The organism is Shewanella xiamenensis (assembly GCF_024971755.1).
In the GTDB taxonomy this organism is placed as follows: domain Bacteria; phylum Pseudomonadota; class Gammaproteobacteria; order Enterobacterales; family Shewanellaceae; genus Shewanella; species Shewanella xiamenensis.
The window spans coordinates 3,929,471-3,946,073 of sequence record NZ_CP079718.1; the positions used below are offsets into that span (position 1 = coordinate 3,929,471).

Genomic DNA, 16,603 nt, shown 5'->3' on the forward strand with positions numbered 1-16,603 from the left:
TAAGCTATCTCCATTGAGTAGGACAATAGGAGGAATTTCCATGATTAACATCGGCATCAACCAAGCTCATAGAGAAGAAATCGCCGCAGGGTTAAATCAGTTATTGGCCGACAGCTACAGCCTTTACCTTAAGACCCACAGCTTTCACTGGAACGTTACAGGCCCCATGTTCACTAGCTTGCACTTATTGTTTGAACAGCAATATACCGAGCTTGCCTTAGCGGTCGATTTAATCGCCGAGCGGGTACGAGCATTAGGCGCAAGGGCATTAGGTTCCTATTCGGACTATGCCAAGTTGACCGAAATCCGTGAAGATCAAGGTGTCACTAAAGCTGAAACCATGATCCGTGAACTGTTAAGCGACCAAGAAGTAGTGATTAGAAATGCCCGTGCGCTCTATCCCTTGGTTAGCCAAGCCAACGACGAGGCCACAGCGGATTTACTCACCCAGCGCATTCAACTCCATGAGAAAAATGCGTGGATGTTACGTAGCTTGTTAAGCGAATAACCCTTTCATCATCCCCAAACCAAATGGCCGAGCAGTCACGCGCTCGGCCATTTTTATTGGGCATTGTTTTAGGGTAAAGCTAATTTAGAGATACTTAAGCCAAGCCTGCTGACTCTGTCCTTTGTAACGGCTAAACCAGCACACGGGATAATAGAGCAAAGGAATTAAGACTAAGCTTATCAGCCATACCCACCCCATATGCGCTACGCCAAACAGCTCACCATGGTTGGCGCCAAATATCCCTTTAGCCAGCGAATACAGCAACAGCAGCACATATAAGTGCAAGATATAGAAGAACATAGGTACAGAGCCAAACACTGCTAACCTCTGCCCCATCCAACCTAATACTCTGCCTGTAGCAAAATAGCGCTCAAACACCACTAAGCCGTAGAACATCCCGCACAAGGTCACCAACAAAAAACTCAGTGATGGCGGATACTTAGTTAGATTAAATACCGACATTAAGGTTTGACCTAGGGTATCGCCAAACTGCCAAGGCAGCGTCTCGCCGTAGAGATTGAATCCACGCAGCAAGCCAAACAGCAGAGCGCAACCAAGCCCTAGCAGTATTAATTTTTGCTGACGCAGCCCCGCATCACTCCCTCGGCCAAATAAGGGGCCAGCCACATAGCCCAATAAAATCACGCCAATCCATGGTAGCGCTGGGTAACTTATCTTCAACTTAAGCTCGCCCTCGGCAATCAAATAACCTCGGTCATGCAGTATCGTCCACAGACTATAGCCCCACTCGTCTGGCTTAAAATGAATAGGCGACAATAGGTTATGGCCAAAGATAATCAATAGCCCGAGTAATGCCATCCACAACCTTGGTAGATTGATGAGTGCCGCCAAGGCCAACATGCTCAGCCCTATTACCCAAATCACCTGCAACCACAGGGTGTGATAATTGCCCATCCATGAAAAATTAATCACCAGCACCTCGAGGGCGATTAAGAATAGCCCGCGCTTGATTAAAAACTCGCGTGCAGAGCGCGGCTCGCCATAGCCACGATTGGCGTAAAGCCAGACCGAGACTCCAGTTAAAAAAACGAACACAGGCGCACAAAAGTGCGCCGCAAAACGGCTGACAAACAGCGCCCAGTTTGTTGTGCTTAAATCCATTGGGTCGCTCACCTGCATATGCAGGAAAAACCGCTCCCGCACATGGTCGAGCAACATAATCAGCATCACTAAGCCGCGCATCATGTCGATGCTATTGATTCGCTGACGCCCTTGCAGTAGCGGCGCCATCTGTTCACCCCCCGCTGTCACTGTGGTATTAGAACTCATAGCTGACACTCACTTTAACGTTACGAGGCTCACCCGGCACGGCCCACAGCGCCGAATAACTGCTGGCGATATAGTGCTCATCCAGCAGGTTATCGACATTGAGCGCGAGACTGAGGTTTTCGCCTAGTCGAGTAGTGAAGAACATTCCAAGTAACTGATAACTCGGTAATTGAAAACTTGGATCGGCCGAATCGCCCAAGCGTGAGTCCACATATCGCCAACTCAACCCTAAATGACCGTCGATAGAAAGATCATTTAAGTCCTGTTTGAGAATGATACTGCCCGTGTGTTTTGGCACATTGACCAGCGGACTCCCCGCTGGAATTAACACGCCCCAATCCAGATTCAGGCTGTCGTTCGCCGTGCGGGTATTCAGGTAGGCATAGGACAAAGTCGCTTGTAAGCTCTCGGTCAACTCGGCCGCAATATCCAATTCAATCCCAGTGCTTTTGGCTTCACCAAGGGTCGCCGAAAAGCCGACATTAACGGGATCTGAGGTCAAGATATTGCTCTTTTGCGCATCAAACCAAGCCACACTGCCATTGACGGGTAGCTCAAACCAAGTGCTGTTGAACTTAACCCCCAACTCGACGGATTTGCTCTCCTCTGGCTCGAAGGGATTACCCGCATAATCAGTGCCTGAAAGCGGTAAAAAGCCTTCCGAATAGGAGCCGTAAACACTTAACGCCTCAGACCATTGATACACTAATCCGACTTTCGGGCTGACCCTGTGATCGCTTTGATCCGACAGACTCGCGTTCACCTGCTCTGCGATTTCTTGGGAATAACGGTCAAACCTTAACCCTAAATGCAGTTTCCAGTGCTCGGTTAACTCCAATTGATCCTGTAAATAGGCACCCCAAGCATCTTGAGTCTCTCGGTTTTCATACAGCAGACTGACCTCGGGCTGCGCCGCGCCATACTGAGGCGCAAAGATATCGATGGCATAGGCGCCCTTCTGGCCTCGATAACGGTAGAGTCCCGTTTTCAGTCGATAATGATAGGCATCCGTTCCGAGCAATAGATTGTGTCTTATACTGCCAGTATCAAACTGACCGCTGAGTTCGGCCCGCACAGAATGGTCTTCAGAAGCGTAATCTCGATAGCGATGCTGCCGCGTCAGAGTACGTCCATCGTCATATAAGGATTGACGCCCCTTAGCTAATTCAGCATCCGATGAGTAGCCATTTAAACTCGAATCGCGATAGTTATAACCCGCAGTAAGCGACCAATCATCGCTCAACTCATACTCATAGGTAAGCTGATGTCCAGTCGCATCCACCTTAGTTGGCCCATCGTTGGGCTCGCCCAAGTAACGCGAACGGGGCACGGTATTAAAGTCGTTATTGAGCACCACAACGCCACGGTCAAATAACTGTTCTTGCTTAAGATATTCAACCTCATACAGGAGCGATGACTTATCCGATAGCTGCCAGCGCAGCGATGGTGTGACGATCTTTTTATCGCTAAACACATGATCGCGAAAACTATCATGCTCCTGCCAAGCGCCATTGATCCTGAAGGCCAAGGTATCGGTCAGCCCCGAAGTAAAATCCCCTTCTAACCGATATTGATCAAAACTCCCCGCGGAGGCTTTTAAATAGCCCTGCGCCTCGTACTGCGGCTTTTTAGTCACAATATTCACAGTACCGCCGGGCTCCGAGCGTCCATAAAGCGCCGAGCCCGGGCCTTTGAGGATTTCCACATAGGCCACGTTCGATAGGTCTCTATGGCCGCTAAAGCCTCGGCCACCATTAAAACCATTGATTAAATAGCCCGATGGCATGTTTTCATTCCCAGGAAAGCCCCGTAACGAAAAACTATCCCACAGCCCACCACCGTTGTTTTGCCGCGCGACACTGGCGGAATAATCCAATAAGTCTTGAAAACGCGTCAGCCCAGTATCTTTAATCAGTTGCTCATCCAGCACAGTAATCGCTTGAGGCAACTCAGTCGCCGGCACATTGCCGCGGTAGGCCTGACGATAATGAATACTTAAACGCTCGATATCATCGTCATTAAGTCCAGCGGAATCAGTTGGCACAACCTCGGCGGCCAATAGGGGAACACTTGCATCCAACGCCAATAACGCCACGCCCAGCACTAATGCCGAGCGCTTGTGGCTCACATAAACAGCCATTTTCACTCCAAAAATAAACAGCATCGGGCACCTTAGTTAAGCCAAGGTGCTCGAAAAATAAGAGAAATAGATAAAAAGCAGGAGTTAGGCTGTTAGCGGCGGTGCGCGGCTATGGAAGTGGCGCCTAAATGGCGTCTTAAAGGAAATAACATCAAACTCAACCGAGATAACCCCCTGTTGAGCAACTTGAAAATCTAACGGAGAGTATGAGAGGGCATGCTGCAATTGGTGCTGATGCAAACACAGCGCGCAGTGGGCCTTGGCATCATCATTAAGGTGGGAAACACTGTGCACCGCAAACGCAACAGACAGCAACACTAAGATGGCGGCAAGCCATAGTGCTAATCTGCGCCTTGTTTGCATCACAGAACTCAAACCATACCTCCTCAAACCAAAGGGCTTGCGATTGTATGTTAGACACTACGAAAGTTGCAAATACCTTTACTTAACAAATGTAAGCAAATGCGGTGAGAAAATTTATCGCGCGCAAAATAAAACGGCTCGCATATTTCTATGCAAGCCGTTGTTTTATTTGGCAGGGGTGGCAGGACTCGAACCCGCAACCATCGGTTTTGGAGACCGCTGTTCTACCAATTGGAACTACACCCCTGTTGACGTGGGCATTATGCTAAAAGCACTCTCAAAGGTAAAGGACTTTTTATGACAAACTTAATTAACTGAGGAATTTTCAAACAAGTTTGCCATCTACTGTTGATTTAATTGGCATAAAGCTGAAAAAGTCGTCATGTAAGCTCAGTGCAGAGCGTTAAAAAACCGTTGGCAACGGCGTAAACGGTGAAACCTGATGCTCTGTCTATGGCCCAGAAACTCACAAAAGAGTCGTGAAAACGACTTAAAGGATAAATTTAAGCGCAGTACATCCCATACACTAGCGACTAAATTCCCTCGCTAATGGTTAATCATCAAGGGTTGAGATAAAAATCCGCCGCAAATCATTATCCCAAAGCTGGATAATTTTGCGGGTCTTATCCTTATTCCAAAAACACTTGCCAAACAGGATAAGCCCTGCACCCTCTAAATCTCGTTTATCTTCGATATTAAAGCGCTTAAACAGTTTGGTTTTGACGGCCTCAATTGGAATGCCTATGTCTTTACTGTCGGCAGGATTGAGCCAAGATAACGTCGGGTCGCTATGGGAGATAGTGCCCCAGTACATATGGGGTTTATTATCCGTCGGATCCGCATCGGCAAAATTCACAAACAAATTCTTCGCCCGCCAGCGGTACTTTCGCTGATCATCGGTGTAAACCCAAAGATCCGAAGCCGCCAAATCTGAACCGCGCAGCAGGCTATGGAGTAACTTTTCTAGCCCTTGGCTCGGAGTTCGCTTTGCCGTGATGGCTATTTCTGGCTTATCGGCCGCTACCTGATAGTCAGCTTTTGGCTCCTGTACTGACTCTAATTGCTCGGTATCATTTTCAATTTCACTTTTGGTTACAACTTCTTGCTCTTGGGGAGCGTTGATTTTGTGCGCTGAGTTAGAGGGTCTCTTATTACTGGGATTAAGCGAAAAATCGATTACCAAAGCATCGGCGTCGAGCAATTGTTGCTGCACTTCGAAGGCATCTTGTTCTTCACGGGACTTTTGCGCCGACGGATTAAATTCGATGCAATCTAACTCATGGTAACGGGAGCCAAAACAGGCGGCCTTACCATCCTTAGATGCTTTACGAAAATAGGCTTTGCCGTAGCAGGCGGGGCAATATAAATGCTGGCGCAAACGCTCAATCTCAGCCTCGGGTAACTGCTGAAACTTGAACACACTGTAGGTGACACCAGCCTGAGCATGAGGATTGAGTCGTAATGGTGACGAAGCCTGCTCTGCCGCAGCCTCGGTTGTGAGTACACAAATCGCATCCAACATCTCTTGCTCCCTAATCCTTATCTTCGCGACCTTATCTCAAGTCTTAAGCTGGATGAAAATAGCTCGCGAGTCGTGCAGCTAAACTCGGCGGCAATAAGGGTTTATTAGCGACTGTCGTTTTGCCATAAAAACCTTGCAGCTTGTCGATTAACTGCCAAAAACATTGGTTCGCTGCCAATGCATCGAGGGCGGCGTACTGAACTTGCGCTTGAGATAAAGGCACCTGTTGCCAATTCGAGAGAGTCATTTTTTTAGGTTTATCGATGCGTTTATGCAGTAATGCCGCCACCAATTGCCGCGTGCCCATCTCCTTTCCAGCCCCGAGCTGCGCCATCGCCCAATTCAAATCGAGTCGAGGGGAGACCTGAATATCCCAATCCCGTTTCAGTGCTTGGCCATCGCCCCTTAATCCAATCCCCACTTTGAGGATCTGCTCATTTTCGAGTAAAGGTTTAAGCTCGGCGAGCCTCTCACCCAATACCGCCCGCTGAAATAAATAACAGGTATCGGAGGTCGCCAATTGCACTAAGCTCAAGGGATGTTGAACACCCGGCTCAAAGCTTGCCCGCGTTTCGGTATCAAACCCCAGCACAGATTCACTGCTAAGTTGTTGTAAGGCGGCGGTAAGCTTATCGAGCGAGACTAATTCCACCCGTATTTCAACACGCATGTCGTCCCGCATATCCACCAGCGACAGTGGCGTAAGATTAGCCAGGTCGGCATCCGTTAAGCGCGTGGTTAAGGCAAGCTTTTGTTGAAACCATGCAAACTTGAGTTGCGAATCGCCTGCCGATAAATCCCCCGCTTGGAGCTCGGTTAACTCCGCCAGATAGTTGCTGCCCGCCGCATCCATCGCCGCCAGCAGTTTGTCGGCATGTTCGCCTAATTCCTCACGCAGCCAAGCCAACTTATTGGGGGAAAGGCAATAACGCATTAATTGCATAATTCGTCCTTGAGCGCTGAAATAATCGCGGCGAGCACCTTTGCACTCGCACAGCTCGGATTAGCTGACGCTATAATCGCCAGCAATAAAAGGATGAAAACGGATCAGCTACGCAGCTTTTGGAATCCGGTCATCACCAATACCGCTAGGGCGCCCGCCGCAATACCAAAGAGCGCATTAAGCACACTCGGCGTCAGTAAACCAAGCATGGGGCCGACTAGGGCAAAGGTTTCCACAAATTGCTCGGCATGGTGAATTTGCTCGCCGACCCAATGTAAACCATGGGTCAGAATGCCGCCCCCCACCATAAACATGGCGGCGGTCCCGATAATGGTTAGGCTCTTCATCAACACGGGGGCCGCGCTGAGTAAACCAAAACCCAACTTACGATTAAAGCGAGTAAAGCTCGACTCGCCCTGACGTTGGCTCAGATACAGACCCGCATCGTCCATTTTGACAATCGCTGCCACCAAACCATAAACGCCTATGGTCATCACGATACCGATAACGGCGAGGGTAAAAAATTGCGTTGAGAGCGACTTATCCGCGACTATGCCTAAAGTGATGGCGATAATTTCTGCCGACAACACAAAGTCGGTGCGAATTGCGCCCTTCACTTTTTCCTTCTCATAGGCCGCAAGATCGCTTATCTCGGGTAAGTCAGATTCAGCCTGCTCCGCGTGTTTGTCTTTGCGGTGGCTATAGCTGTGGTGTAATTTCTCAAAGCCTTCAAAACATAAAAACAAGCCGCCGAACATCAATAAGGGGGTCACAGCCCAAGGAATAAAGGCGCTGATCAACATGGCTGCGGGCACTAAAATCAATTTATTGCGAAACGAGCCTAAAGCGACCGCCCAGACCACAGGTAATTCGCGGTCGGCACTCACGCCCGTGACTTGCTGGGCGTTTAAGGCCAAATCGTCCCCTAACACCCCAGCGGTTTTCTTGGCCGCGACCTTACTCATCACTGCCACATCATCCAAAATAGATGCAATATCGTCGAGTAAGGTTAATAAACTTGCCCCTGCCATACACACTCCCTTAAACCAATGTTTTATTTTGCCGATTCTGCTTTGGCAATAGTAACTTAGTTAGATTAAGCCCGCATAGAGCATTGTCTCTATCCAGATGTACTTTATCTTAAAGCACTGCCCTTTATACACAGATTAAATCAGTGCGGGCTGTAAGCAAGATCACAGCCATAGTGCAATAGCACCACACTATTTGGCGGAAAAGAGTATACTAAGCCCAGAATTTTTTACTCATTTGCCATTACAGGATGTCAACATGACTCAAGATGAAATGAAAAAAGCCGCAGGCTGGGCTGCACTCAAATACGTTGAGAAGGACAGCATTGTGGGTGTAGGCACAGGCTCAACCGTTAACCACTTTATCGATGCTTTGGCGACCATGAAGGCCGATATTGAAGGTGCGGTATCAAGCTCAGAAGCCTCTACCCAAAAGATGAAAGCCCTTGGCATCCCAGTTTATGACTTAAACAGCGTCGATAAATTATCTGTCTATGTTGATGGTGCCGATGAAATCAACGGCCATATGGACATGATCAAAGGCGGCGGCGCGGCATTAACCCGCGAGAAAATCGTTGCGGCTGTGGCTGAAAAGTTTATCTGTATCGTGGATAACACTAAACAAGTGGATATTTTGGGTGAATTCCCGCTGCCCGTTGAAGTGATCCCAATGGCGCGCTCTTACGTGGCCCGTGAACTGGTCAAACTCGGCGGCGACCCAGTGTACCGTGAAGGCGTTGTCACGGATAACGGCAACGTGATCCTCGACGTTTACAACCTTAAGATCATCAATCCTAAGGAATTAGAAGATAAGATCAACGCCATCGTCGGCGTAGTAACCAATGGCCTGTTCGCAAAACGCGGCGCCGATGTGTTACTGGTTGGCACCCCTGAAGGCGTGAAAACCTTTACCGCTTAAGGGCTGATTGAGTCGAAAGACCAAGACTCCCATGCGAGAAACAAAAATGCCGCTGCAACTGCACCGGCATTTTTTTATAACGTTGACACAATCAAACGATTACCACACTCGAGCCACTAAGCCCTTAAGGTAAAATCCTTCGGGGAAGGCACTACCAATCGGATGATCACTCGCTTGGCTTAAACGTTCAATAAATTGGATCTCACGTTTGGCATCCAGTGCCGCATCGGCAACGATTTTTTGGAACAGATCCGCAGGCATTAATCCCGAGCAAGAGAAGGTCAGCAGCACCCCGCCCGGATTTAATAATTGCAGCGCAATCATATTGATATCTTTATAGCCACGACAGGCACCGTTGAGCTGCGACTTATTGTCGGCAAACTTTGGCGGGTCAAGTACGATCACATCGAAGGTTTTACCCTCATCACGGTACTGACGTAACAGCTTAAACACATCGGCTTCGTTGTAATGCACATTATCATCACTTAAGCCATTGACTCGCATATTCAAACGCGCAGTATCGAGGGCAAGTGATGATACATCGACGTTCTCAATGCTGGCCGCGCCCGCCTTAGCAGCGTACAGCCCAAAGGTGCCGGTGTAGCAAAAACAGTTCAGAACCGATTTGCCCTTCACAAAACGGGCGGCGATGGCGCGGTTATCGCGCTGGTCGAGGTAGAAACCGGTTTTATGACCCTTAGTCACATCAACGGCGATTTTGATACCGTTTTCTTCAATAATGACGGGCATTTCAGGCAGCGTGCCATGGAGTAAACCCATGGTAGAGGCTAAGCCTTCTTTCTTACGGGAATCGACGTCTGAGCGCTCATAAATCGCGCAATCGGGGTACAGCTCGGCGAGCACATCGACAATAGTGTCACGCCATACATCGGCGCCCATGCTCAGTAATTGGCACACCAATACATTGGCGTATTTATCAATGGTAATACCGGGCAAACCATCGGACTCGGCGGCAATTAAACGGTAACCGGTTAAGCCTTGCTCACGAATAAGATCATCGCGTCCCGCTTGGGCACGCAGAATACGGCGCTTAAAAAACTCACGGTCAATTTCTTCTTCGCGATCAAAAGTCCAAATCCGCACTTGGATTTGAGACTCAGGAGACCAGGCACCACGACCCAACCAATGACCATCGTGGGCAACCACATCGACTGTCTGCCCCGGTTCAGGCTTACCTTTAACGTTGTGGATCCCGTTGGAAAAGACCCAAGGATGACGACGCTCAAGGGACTTTTCGCGACCGGGTTTAAGTTTGATTCTGATAGCCATAGTACCGCCTTTGATAATTGTACCGCCTGTGTGTTGTACCACCGTAATCAATAGTACCGCTCGAACACTAGGCGCCGCCCTCTAAAAATGGAAGCGGATAATATACCTAATAGGGTTCAAGTGCGAGCCATCTATCCAAAACATCAGCTCTCCATTCCCATGGTCTGCGATCATACTCTAGTTTCGCGGGTAAAACCCTGAGCCGAGGGCGTGTTAACGCTTCAAGATGAGATATTGTTCTTGATGGCATCCTAGCCAGCTATTTTTACCTGCTAACGCCGCAGCGCCAACTCTACCCATACCGGTGCATGGTCGGTACTGTAAGCATCGCGCTCATATTCGGGCCTGACTAAGTGTCTATCGCAGGTTTGATAATCCACCACCTGAGCCAAACTGCGACTATCACTGGCATCAAACTCATTGGAAAGCAAAATATAATCGAGTACCGAACCTTTAGGGCCGTAGTAATGGGTTGCAGCTCGATGCTCCCGAGAATGGACTAGGTTATCGGGCATATTCGCCGCAATAAATAACTCGTAAGCATCTTGCAGTCGATATTGGGCAAACACAGCCGAACGTGCAGTATCAGACAAATGCCCAAGTCCCGCGGCCTTGATATCATTGCTGTGAAGATGCTCGCCTTGGAGCGTTAATGCATCCAACGCCCCCATGGACAAACTATCGTTAAAATCACCCATCAGGATCACCGGATATCTTATGCTTTGCCGCCGCGCGAGAATAGCATGGAACAACAATGCCGCCTCTGCGCCCCGCTGCATGGTCGATGCCCAGCGACCTAGGGCTTGCTCAGTTAATAACTTAGTCTCAGAGTGCAACGCAAGCGTAGGTGGCGCACTTAAGGTTAAGCCTAAGGGATGTGGCTCTAACGCGAGTCCCGGGCGCTTAGATTTAAAATGCACCACATAGCAATCACAAGCGCCAATTTGCGGTATATCCACCGTCGCCCGCAGCACTTTACGACTAAAGGTAAATTGGCTCGATAACCCCATCGCTGCCACTAAATGTGCATCGGGTTCAATCGCATGCACCTCAAGGATAGGAAAGCGCGACGCTAGCGCAACCACAGGGCTTTGATAAATGTAATCACTGACCAAAGTGGCGCTATCAACTATGGCAAAATGTGTTAACCCTTGCTGCGCCGCAAGTTGTTTTAATGGCTCAGGGCTAAACACTTCCTGAAACCCGACAATATCCGGATGATATTGGTTTAAAAGCTCGCCAAACCACTGACACTTCTTTTGCCATTGGCCATGGCTATAGATATTTTCAAAATCGTAAAAGGCTAAAGGTGGTTCAATAAAATTAAATAGATTGATAGTCGCAATACGAATATTCGAGTGGCAGTTTTCAGCCAAAATGGACTGCTGTTGGGAAGCAAATGTCACAGGTGATTCCTCTTTAGCCAAACCGTTGTGCTAATTAAACCCGGTTTTTAACTGATTGCGATAAATCGATTTTATCATTAAATACATCCATTAACTGGCGCAGAACAACAGCAATTAATAAATATCAAATCTTATAAAAATACAGTCCGACACACCAAGGCAACCTGCTGAACACCTAAATGCAACACAGCAAAAACCTAAAACAAAAATTAACGCAAGAATAAAAGCAAAATTGAAACATAAACATAGGTAATTGCCTATTGGGTTGACTTTCATTGTCAGCGGTTTAGAATCTAGCCGATTTTACCATTAGGAGACCCACTGTGGGCACACACATAAGCGACAGTAGATGCCCTGTCCAAAAGACAGGATTTAACGCCTAGCACTAGCCCGCAATATTTGCTGCTACCTGCTAAGCAGGGTAGTAGCGTGACACATCTCACCCCACTCCCGTACATTCAATTTCAGACCTTAATATTAGCCAGTCATGCTAGCGTTAACGCTCGCCTATTGGTTTTTTCCGGCATTCAGCCGGAGAATAAGTGCTGCCTATTGAATACATCTTCACGCCTATTTTGCCCCAGTTGGCTCCCCACACTCAGGGAGTTAAACCATGGCGTACACAAACAAGCCATTCACCTTTGCTTTTCAGTCTTGGGCATTTTTTGGGCTATGCATTAGCGTCGCAACAAATGCCTCTCAACTCGATGTGGATGATCCCAGCATCGCCGAACACTGCGAGTTACAGCTAGGTTGGCAACAGCCGAGATCCGATCATAGCGCAAAACAGATAAATGGCAGTGGCACCTGCAACACAGGTCAATGGGAATGGCACTTAGGCATTGAACAACAAAGCAACAATGCTATCAATGAGCAGCAAACCGAGCTGGGGTTCAAATTGCCATTAAATGCAGACTATGCCCCTTGGCAAAGTGTTCTGGCTGTTAATTTGCAAAAAAATCATCAAGGCAGCCACCCTCTAACAACGCAAATTGTGGGGATTTTGGGATATGACTTGCCAGCTCAGAATTTACGCCTCTATAGCAACCTAGGTATCGATCAGTATGGCGCTCAATCGCCCCAGCTTATTGCAGGAGTTGCTATCGCCTTCGAATACGACACTGAGCAGCAATGGATAGCCGAATTTTATCGCCATGAGTCCCATGAACGAGCCTACAAACTCGCATATCAATATTTACTTAAAAGACAGTTACAACTTCAACTAAGCCTAGGCAACAGCCTAAAAGGAAACACACAACAGCTGGGTGCTGACTTTACCTTTTTCTTTAATTAATAGATCGTTGGGAGAATGAACTATGAACATGAACATGAACAACAACCAAAAAAATACTAAGCAAATCGTCGTAGCTATCCAAAATATTTTAGAGCAGCGCGATACAGCAGGCATTACGGCTTTAGCGAAAGAGCGTCACCCCGCAGATATTGCCGCTGTAGTTGGTAGCTTTACTCAGCCACAGCAATTACGGTTTTTGCAACTTGCGCCCGCCAAAATTGCGGCGGATTTATTTCGTTATTTACGTGATGAATTACAAACAGAATTAGTGCAGCAGTTAGATAAAACCACGCTGTCATCGCTGTTGCTCACTATGGCAGCGGACGAGCGCGCCGATCTTTATAACTTGCTCGAACCTGAACAACAGAAACGACTATTGCCCGTGTTAGCACAGGCAAAACGAGAGGATATGCGCACTTTAGCCGCCTACGACAAAACCAAAGTCGGTGCAGCGATGACATCGGATTACACTCTGCTCAATAGCCGTCATACCGCCGCCCAGGCGATTGAAATGCTGCGCACAGAAACCGCCGATAAAGAGACGATTTATCAAGCCTATGTGGTCGATATGTTAGGCCGTTTAATTGGAACGGTATCACTTAGACAATTACTTTTAGCGCAGCCAGAAGAGCGAGTGGTCGACTTTATGAAACACAACCCCATCGCCTTAGATGCCAACGCTCAATGCCAAGAAGCGGTGCAGATGATCGCCCATTATGATCTGCTAGCTTTGCCCATCATCAATGGCAAGGGACAGTTAGTCGGTATTGTCACCTATGACGATGCGATGGACATTGCCAGTTCACAGGTTGATGTTGAATTTACTAAAACTGCGGCCATCGGCAATATTGATCACAATTTAAAGACCGCCAGCATAAGCTTGCTCTATCGTAAACGAGTCGTTTGGTTGGTCATTTTGGTATTTGGTAATATTTTCTCTGGCGCTGGCATCGCCTTTTTTGAAGATACCATTGCCAGTTATGTTTCTTTGGTGTTCTTTCTTCCACTGCTCATCGATAGCGGCGGTAATGCGGGTTCGCAATCAGCCACCTTAATGGTGCGAGCCTTAGCCACTGGCGAAGTGATACTCAAGGATTGGCTCTCATTGCTGGGGCGTGAATTAGGGGTAGCAGGATTACTCGGTGCCAGCATGGCCTTGGCAGTATCGCTACTTGGGTTTTGGCGCGGTGGTCCAGAAATCGCCTTGGTCGTTGCATTAACCATGCAGATCGTAGTGATCATTGGCAGCCTGATTGGCATGTCACTGCCCTTTTTACTCAGCAAGTTAAAAATGGATCCAGCTTCAGCCAGCGCACCACTTATCACCTCAATCGCCGATATCATTGGTGTGCTCGTTTACTTTAGTATTGCTACAATGATTTTAGATTTACCTGCGGCTTAAAAGAGTTACAGCGCTTTTGCTGACATGCCGATGAAAGGCAGACCAAAGCGTTAACACTCAAACTAGCAAGCTCAATTAAGGTTGAATCGCAATTTGTAGAAATACAGTACGAGATATTCACTTGTTACCCAAAATGGACTTGGGCAATTTATTTGCTCAAGTTCATAAATTCATTGTTATTCAATAAAAAAGTAAGATTATGGCATTGATATACGTTAATATTTTCTTACCACACTTTCCTACTTACCCTAATACCGCAGGGATTGCACCTTAGACGTTATTAATTCAGTGGCCATAACAATATCAATAAAAGTTTAGAGGTTTTTATGTGGTTTAATTCAAGACTCAAAGCAGAAAACGAAGTGCTGAAGCAAAAGCTCATTGATCAACAAGATAGATACGAAGTTGAAATCGAAGAGCTAAAAAATATGGCCCGCGAAAATGAAGCCATGCAACAACAGTCCCGCCAAAATACCGATCATTATAGTGCAGTGATTGCCTGCCAAAATCAGGGCGGCGAGATGTTAAATGCAGTGAGAGATGGCCTTGCCAGCAGTGCAGAGCTACTCACTGAAGAAAAAGAAGCACTGTCCGAATTAGATAAAATTTTTGATCAAACGCGGGTAGCCATTATTAATTTAGGTAATAGAGCAACCTATATAAATGAACAAGCCACCAGCAGCATGACTGCTGTAACCGAGCTCGATAGTACCACTTCTTCTATTAACCAGTTTGTTGCCGCCATTCAAGGGATCTCTGAGCAAACCAACCTACTCGCCCTCAACGCAGCAATTGAAGCCGCCCGAGCGGGCGAAGCTGGACGAGGTTTTGCGGTAGTTGCCGATGAAGTCAGACAATTAGCCAGTAAAGCTCACGAAGCGAGCAGCCAAATCGAAAAACTAGTAAAACAGATTGTTACACAAGCCTCTAATATTAAAGAGATTGTCCATAATAACCAAAACAGCGCTCTTGATGTTGCCTCATCTTCAACACAAATAGGGCAAGTCGTTGAAGATGTACTGCAACGTTCTAATAAAATGCAGCAGGTAATTCATAATGCCGCGACAGCCTCATTCTTAAATACCACTAAACTCGACCACGCCGTTTGGAAGAGTAATGTGTATCAACTTATTGAAAAGAATCAACACAGCCATGGTGTGAACTCCCATACTGAATGCCGTTTAGGCCAATGGTATTTTAAAGGCTTTGGTGCTGAAAATTATCAACATTTGAGTAACTTTAAGGCCTTGGATGCTCCCCACAAAGCGGTGCACGATGCAGGTAAAGCAGCTCTCACGGCAAGGCAACAGGGCAATTTACCCGAAATGGTTAGGCAACTACGTTTAATGGAAGACTCAAGTATGCGGGTCGTCAATTGTCTCGATAATCTACTACGTGATGTTTATCGCCAGTAACAGCAATATATACCCATGAATAGCGCGCTTTTTAAGTGACCTATTCATGGGTCATCAATCAGCAACCTCACTCATCTAAAGCTCACTAAAACTGATATAGCGCATCGGCAGCCTCCTTTGCACAACAAGGAGGCAACTCTATCTTGCCTCAATGACCAATATGATTTATCGATAATTTTCTAACCCAAGAGTACAGATCACAAAATAACCCTAAAGTGGCTTGCGAGCTTAAGAGTTGTCATCTTTAATTCAATATGAGCACGCCGTGAGACTCGCATATAACATTCTAATTCCTAGGGTTATTAATGACATTTTTTACCCATTTAGTGCGCGTTATGCTTCTCTGCGTTATCCCGCACACAGCTCAGGCCACACTCAATATTTATACAGAAGAATGGGCTCCGATTAGCTTTTCGGTTGATGGCCAACCCGATGGATTAGCTGTACAAGTCGTGCAAGAAATCCAAAAACGTATCGATAACCAAGATCCGATCAAAATTGTGCCCTGGGCTCGCGGCTGGAAAATTATCACCGAACAACCCAACACGGTGTTATTCACAATGACACGTACCGCAGAGCGGGAGCGTATGTTTAGTTTGATAGGTCCTGTCGCGGTTGGCACAACAAACTTTTATGCTCTAAAAAGTAGCAAGCTTAACATTGACTCAATTGAAGGTGCTAAGCAGGCAAAAGCAATTGGGGTGTATCGTTCCTCTGTCGAAGAACAATTATTAATGGATCATGGGTTTACAAATCTCGCCCCCTCATCGACACCACTACTAAGCGCAAAGCAGTTAATGAAGCAGCGAATCGATCTATGGTGCAACGCTAATCTCACGGCGCCAAGTATTCTTGCAGAAGCCGGAGCCAGTATTGATGATGTAAAATCCCTCTACACCATCAGCGCGAATCATCTGTACATTGCATTTTCTCAAGGCACACCAACGGAGGAAGTTGATAAATGGAAAGAGGCACTAGTCAGCATCAAGGCCGATGGCACCTTTGCACAAATTTATCACCGCTGGCTGCCCAATGATGCGCCGCCAATGGAAACGGAGCGCATTGGGCAATAAATCTTTTACC

Annotated in this window: 14 protein-coding genes and 1 tRNA gene; 6 read left to right on the plus strand and 9 right to left on the minus strand. The window is 47.3% G+C overall.

All coding sequences use genetic code 11. From position 1 onward, the window contains the following. Positions 1 to 40 precede the first annotated feature (40 nt). Positions 41 to 508 (plus strand): DNA starvation/stationary phase protection protein DpsA, encoded by a 468-nt coding sequence (dpsA, locus tag KXJ80_RS18470; protein WP_037415139.1) that lies wholly within the window; start codon positions 41 to 43, stop codon positions 506 to 508. A gap of 84 nt (positions 509 to 592) precedes the next feature. On the opposite strand, the gene KXJ80_RS18475 is transcribed toward dpsA, so the two are convergent. The 7 genes from KXJ80_RS18475 to KXJ80_RS18505 all read right to left on the minus strand — a co-directional run bounded on the left by KXJ80_RS18475 (position 593) and on the right by KXJ80_RS18505 (position 7,797). After that, on the minus strand, positions 593 to 1,798 hold the full coding sequence (locus KXJ80_RS18475; protein WP_218737223.1) for an acetyltransferase domain-containing protein: 1,206 nt from the start codon (positions 1,796 to 1,798) through the stop codon (positions 593 to 595). After that, complete coding sequence (locus KXJ80_RS18480) at positions 1,788 to 3,962, minus strand: TonB-dependent siderophore receptor (RefSeq protein ID WP_218737224.1); 2,175 nt, start codon at positions 3,960 to 3,962, stop codon at positions 1,788 to 1,790. Before KXJ80_RS18480 ends, KXJ80_RS18475 begins: the two co-directional genes overlap by 11 nt. A 60-nt stretch (positions 3,963 to 4,022) precedes the next feature. Continuing rightward, on the minus strand, positions 4,023 to 4,313 hold the full coding sequence (locus tag KXJ80_RS18485) for a hypothetical protein (RefSeq protein WP_041412562.1): 291 nt from the start codon (positions 4,311 to 4,313) through the stop codon (positions 4,023 to 4,025). Between the two features lie 158 nt (positions 4,314 to 4,471). Then, a tRNA-Trp gene (locus KXJ80_RS18490) sits at positions 4,472 to 4,548 on the minus strand. Between the two features lie 306 nt (positions 4,549 to 4,854). Beyond that, a complete protein-coding gene (locus KXJ80_RS18495) occupies positions 4,855 to 5,823 on the minus strand; it encodes a hypothetical protein (protein WP_218737225.1) in 969 nt (322 codons plus the stop codon). A gap of 43 nt (positions 5,824 to 5,866) precedes the next feature. Then, positions 5,867 to 6,766 (minus strand): 3'-5' exonuclease, encoded by a 900-nt coding sequence (locus KXJ80_RS18500; protein WP_144374709.1) that lies wholly within the window; start codon positions 6,764 to 6,766, stop codon positions 5,867 to 5,869. Positions 6,767 to 6,870: 104 nt separating this feature from the next. Next, positions 6,871 to 7,797, minus strand: coding sequence for a DUF808 domain-containing protein (locus tag KXJ80_RS18505; RefSeq protein WP_218737226.1), 927 nt, complete (start codon positions 7,795 to 7,797; stop codon positions 6,871 to 6,873). 256 nt (positions 7,798 to 8,053) lie between these two features. Here KXJ80_RS18505 and rpiA point away from each other — a divergent pair, with 256 nt between their 5' ends. Next, complete coding sequence (rpiA, locus tag KXJ80_RS18510; protein ID WP_037415120.1) at positions 8,054 to 8,713, plus strand: ribose-5-phosphate isomerase RpiA; 660 nt, start codon at positions 8,054 to 8,056, stop codon at positions 8,711 to 8,713. Between the two features lie 99 nt (positions 8,714 to 8,812). Here rpiA and KXJ80_RS18515 read toward each other — a convergent pair whose 3' ends face one another. Together KXJ80_RS18515 and KXJ80_RS18520 are read right to left on the minus strand one after the other, a co-directional pair. Next, positions 8,813 to 10,003 (minus strand): class I SAM-dependent rRNA methyltransferase, encoded by a 1,191-nt coding sequence (locus KXJ80_RS18515; RefSeq protein WP_037430568.1) that lies wholly within the window; start codon positions 10,001 to 10,003, stop codon positions 8,813 to 8,815. A gap of 272 nt (positions 10,004 to 10,275) precedes the next feature. Further along, on the minus strand, positions 10,276 to 11,409 hold the full coding sequence (locus tag KXJ80_RS18520; RefSeq protein WP_218737227.1) for an endonuclease/exonuclease/phosphatase family protein: 1,134 nt from the start codon (positions 11,407 to 11,409) through the stop codon (positions 10,276 to 10,278). Between the two features lie 613 nt (positions 11,410 to 12,022). Here KXJ80_RS18520 and KXJ80_RS18525 point away from each other — a divergent pair. The 4 genes from KXJ80_RS18525 (at position 12,023) to KXJ80_RS18540 (ending at position 16,593) form a co-directional block, all read left to right on the plus strand. Next, entirely contained in the window at positions 12,023 to 12,703 is a 681-nt protein-coding gene (locus tag KXJ80_RS18525) for a hypothetical protein (RefSeq protein WP_218737228.1), read from the plus strand. A gap of 28 nt (positions 12,704 to 12,731) precedes the next feature. Next, complete coding sequence (gene mgtE / locus KXJ80_RS18530; protein ID WP_218737929.1) at positions 12,732 to 14,105, plus strand: magnesium transporter; 1,374 nt, start codon at positions 12,732 to 12,734, stop codon at positions 14,103 to 14,105. A gap of 326 nt (positions 14,106 to 14,431) precedes the next feature. Beyond that, complete coding sequence (locus KXJ80_RS18535) at positions 14,432 to 15,520, plus strand: methyl-accepting chemotaxis protein (protein ID WP_218737229.1); 1,089 nt, start codon at positions 14,432 to 14,434, stop codon at positions 15,518 to 15,520. A gap of 305 nt (positions 15,521 to 15,825) precedes the next feature. Continuing rightward, positions 15,826 to 16,593: a substrate-binding periplasmic protein gene (locus KXJ80_RS18540; RefSeq protein WP_099456861.1), complete on the plus strand. Its 768-nt coding sequence runs from the start codon at positions 15,826 to 15,828 to the stop codon at positions 16,591 to 16,593. The last annotated feature ends 10 nt before the right edge of the window (positions 16,594 to 16,603 follow it).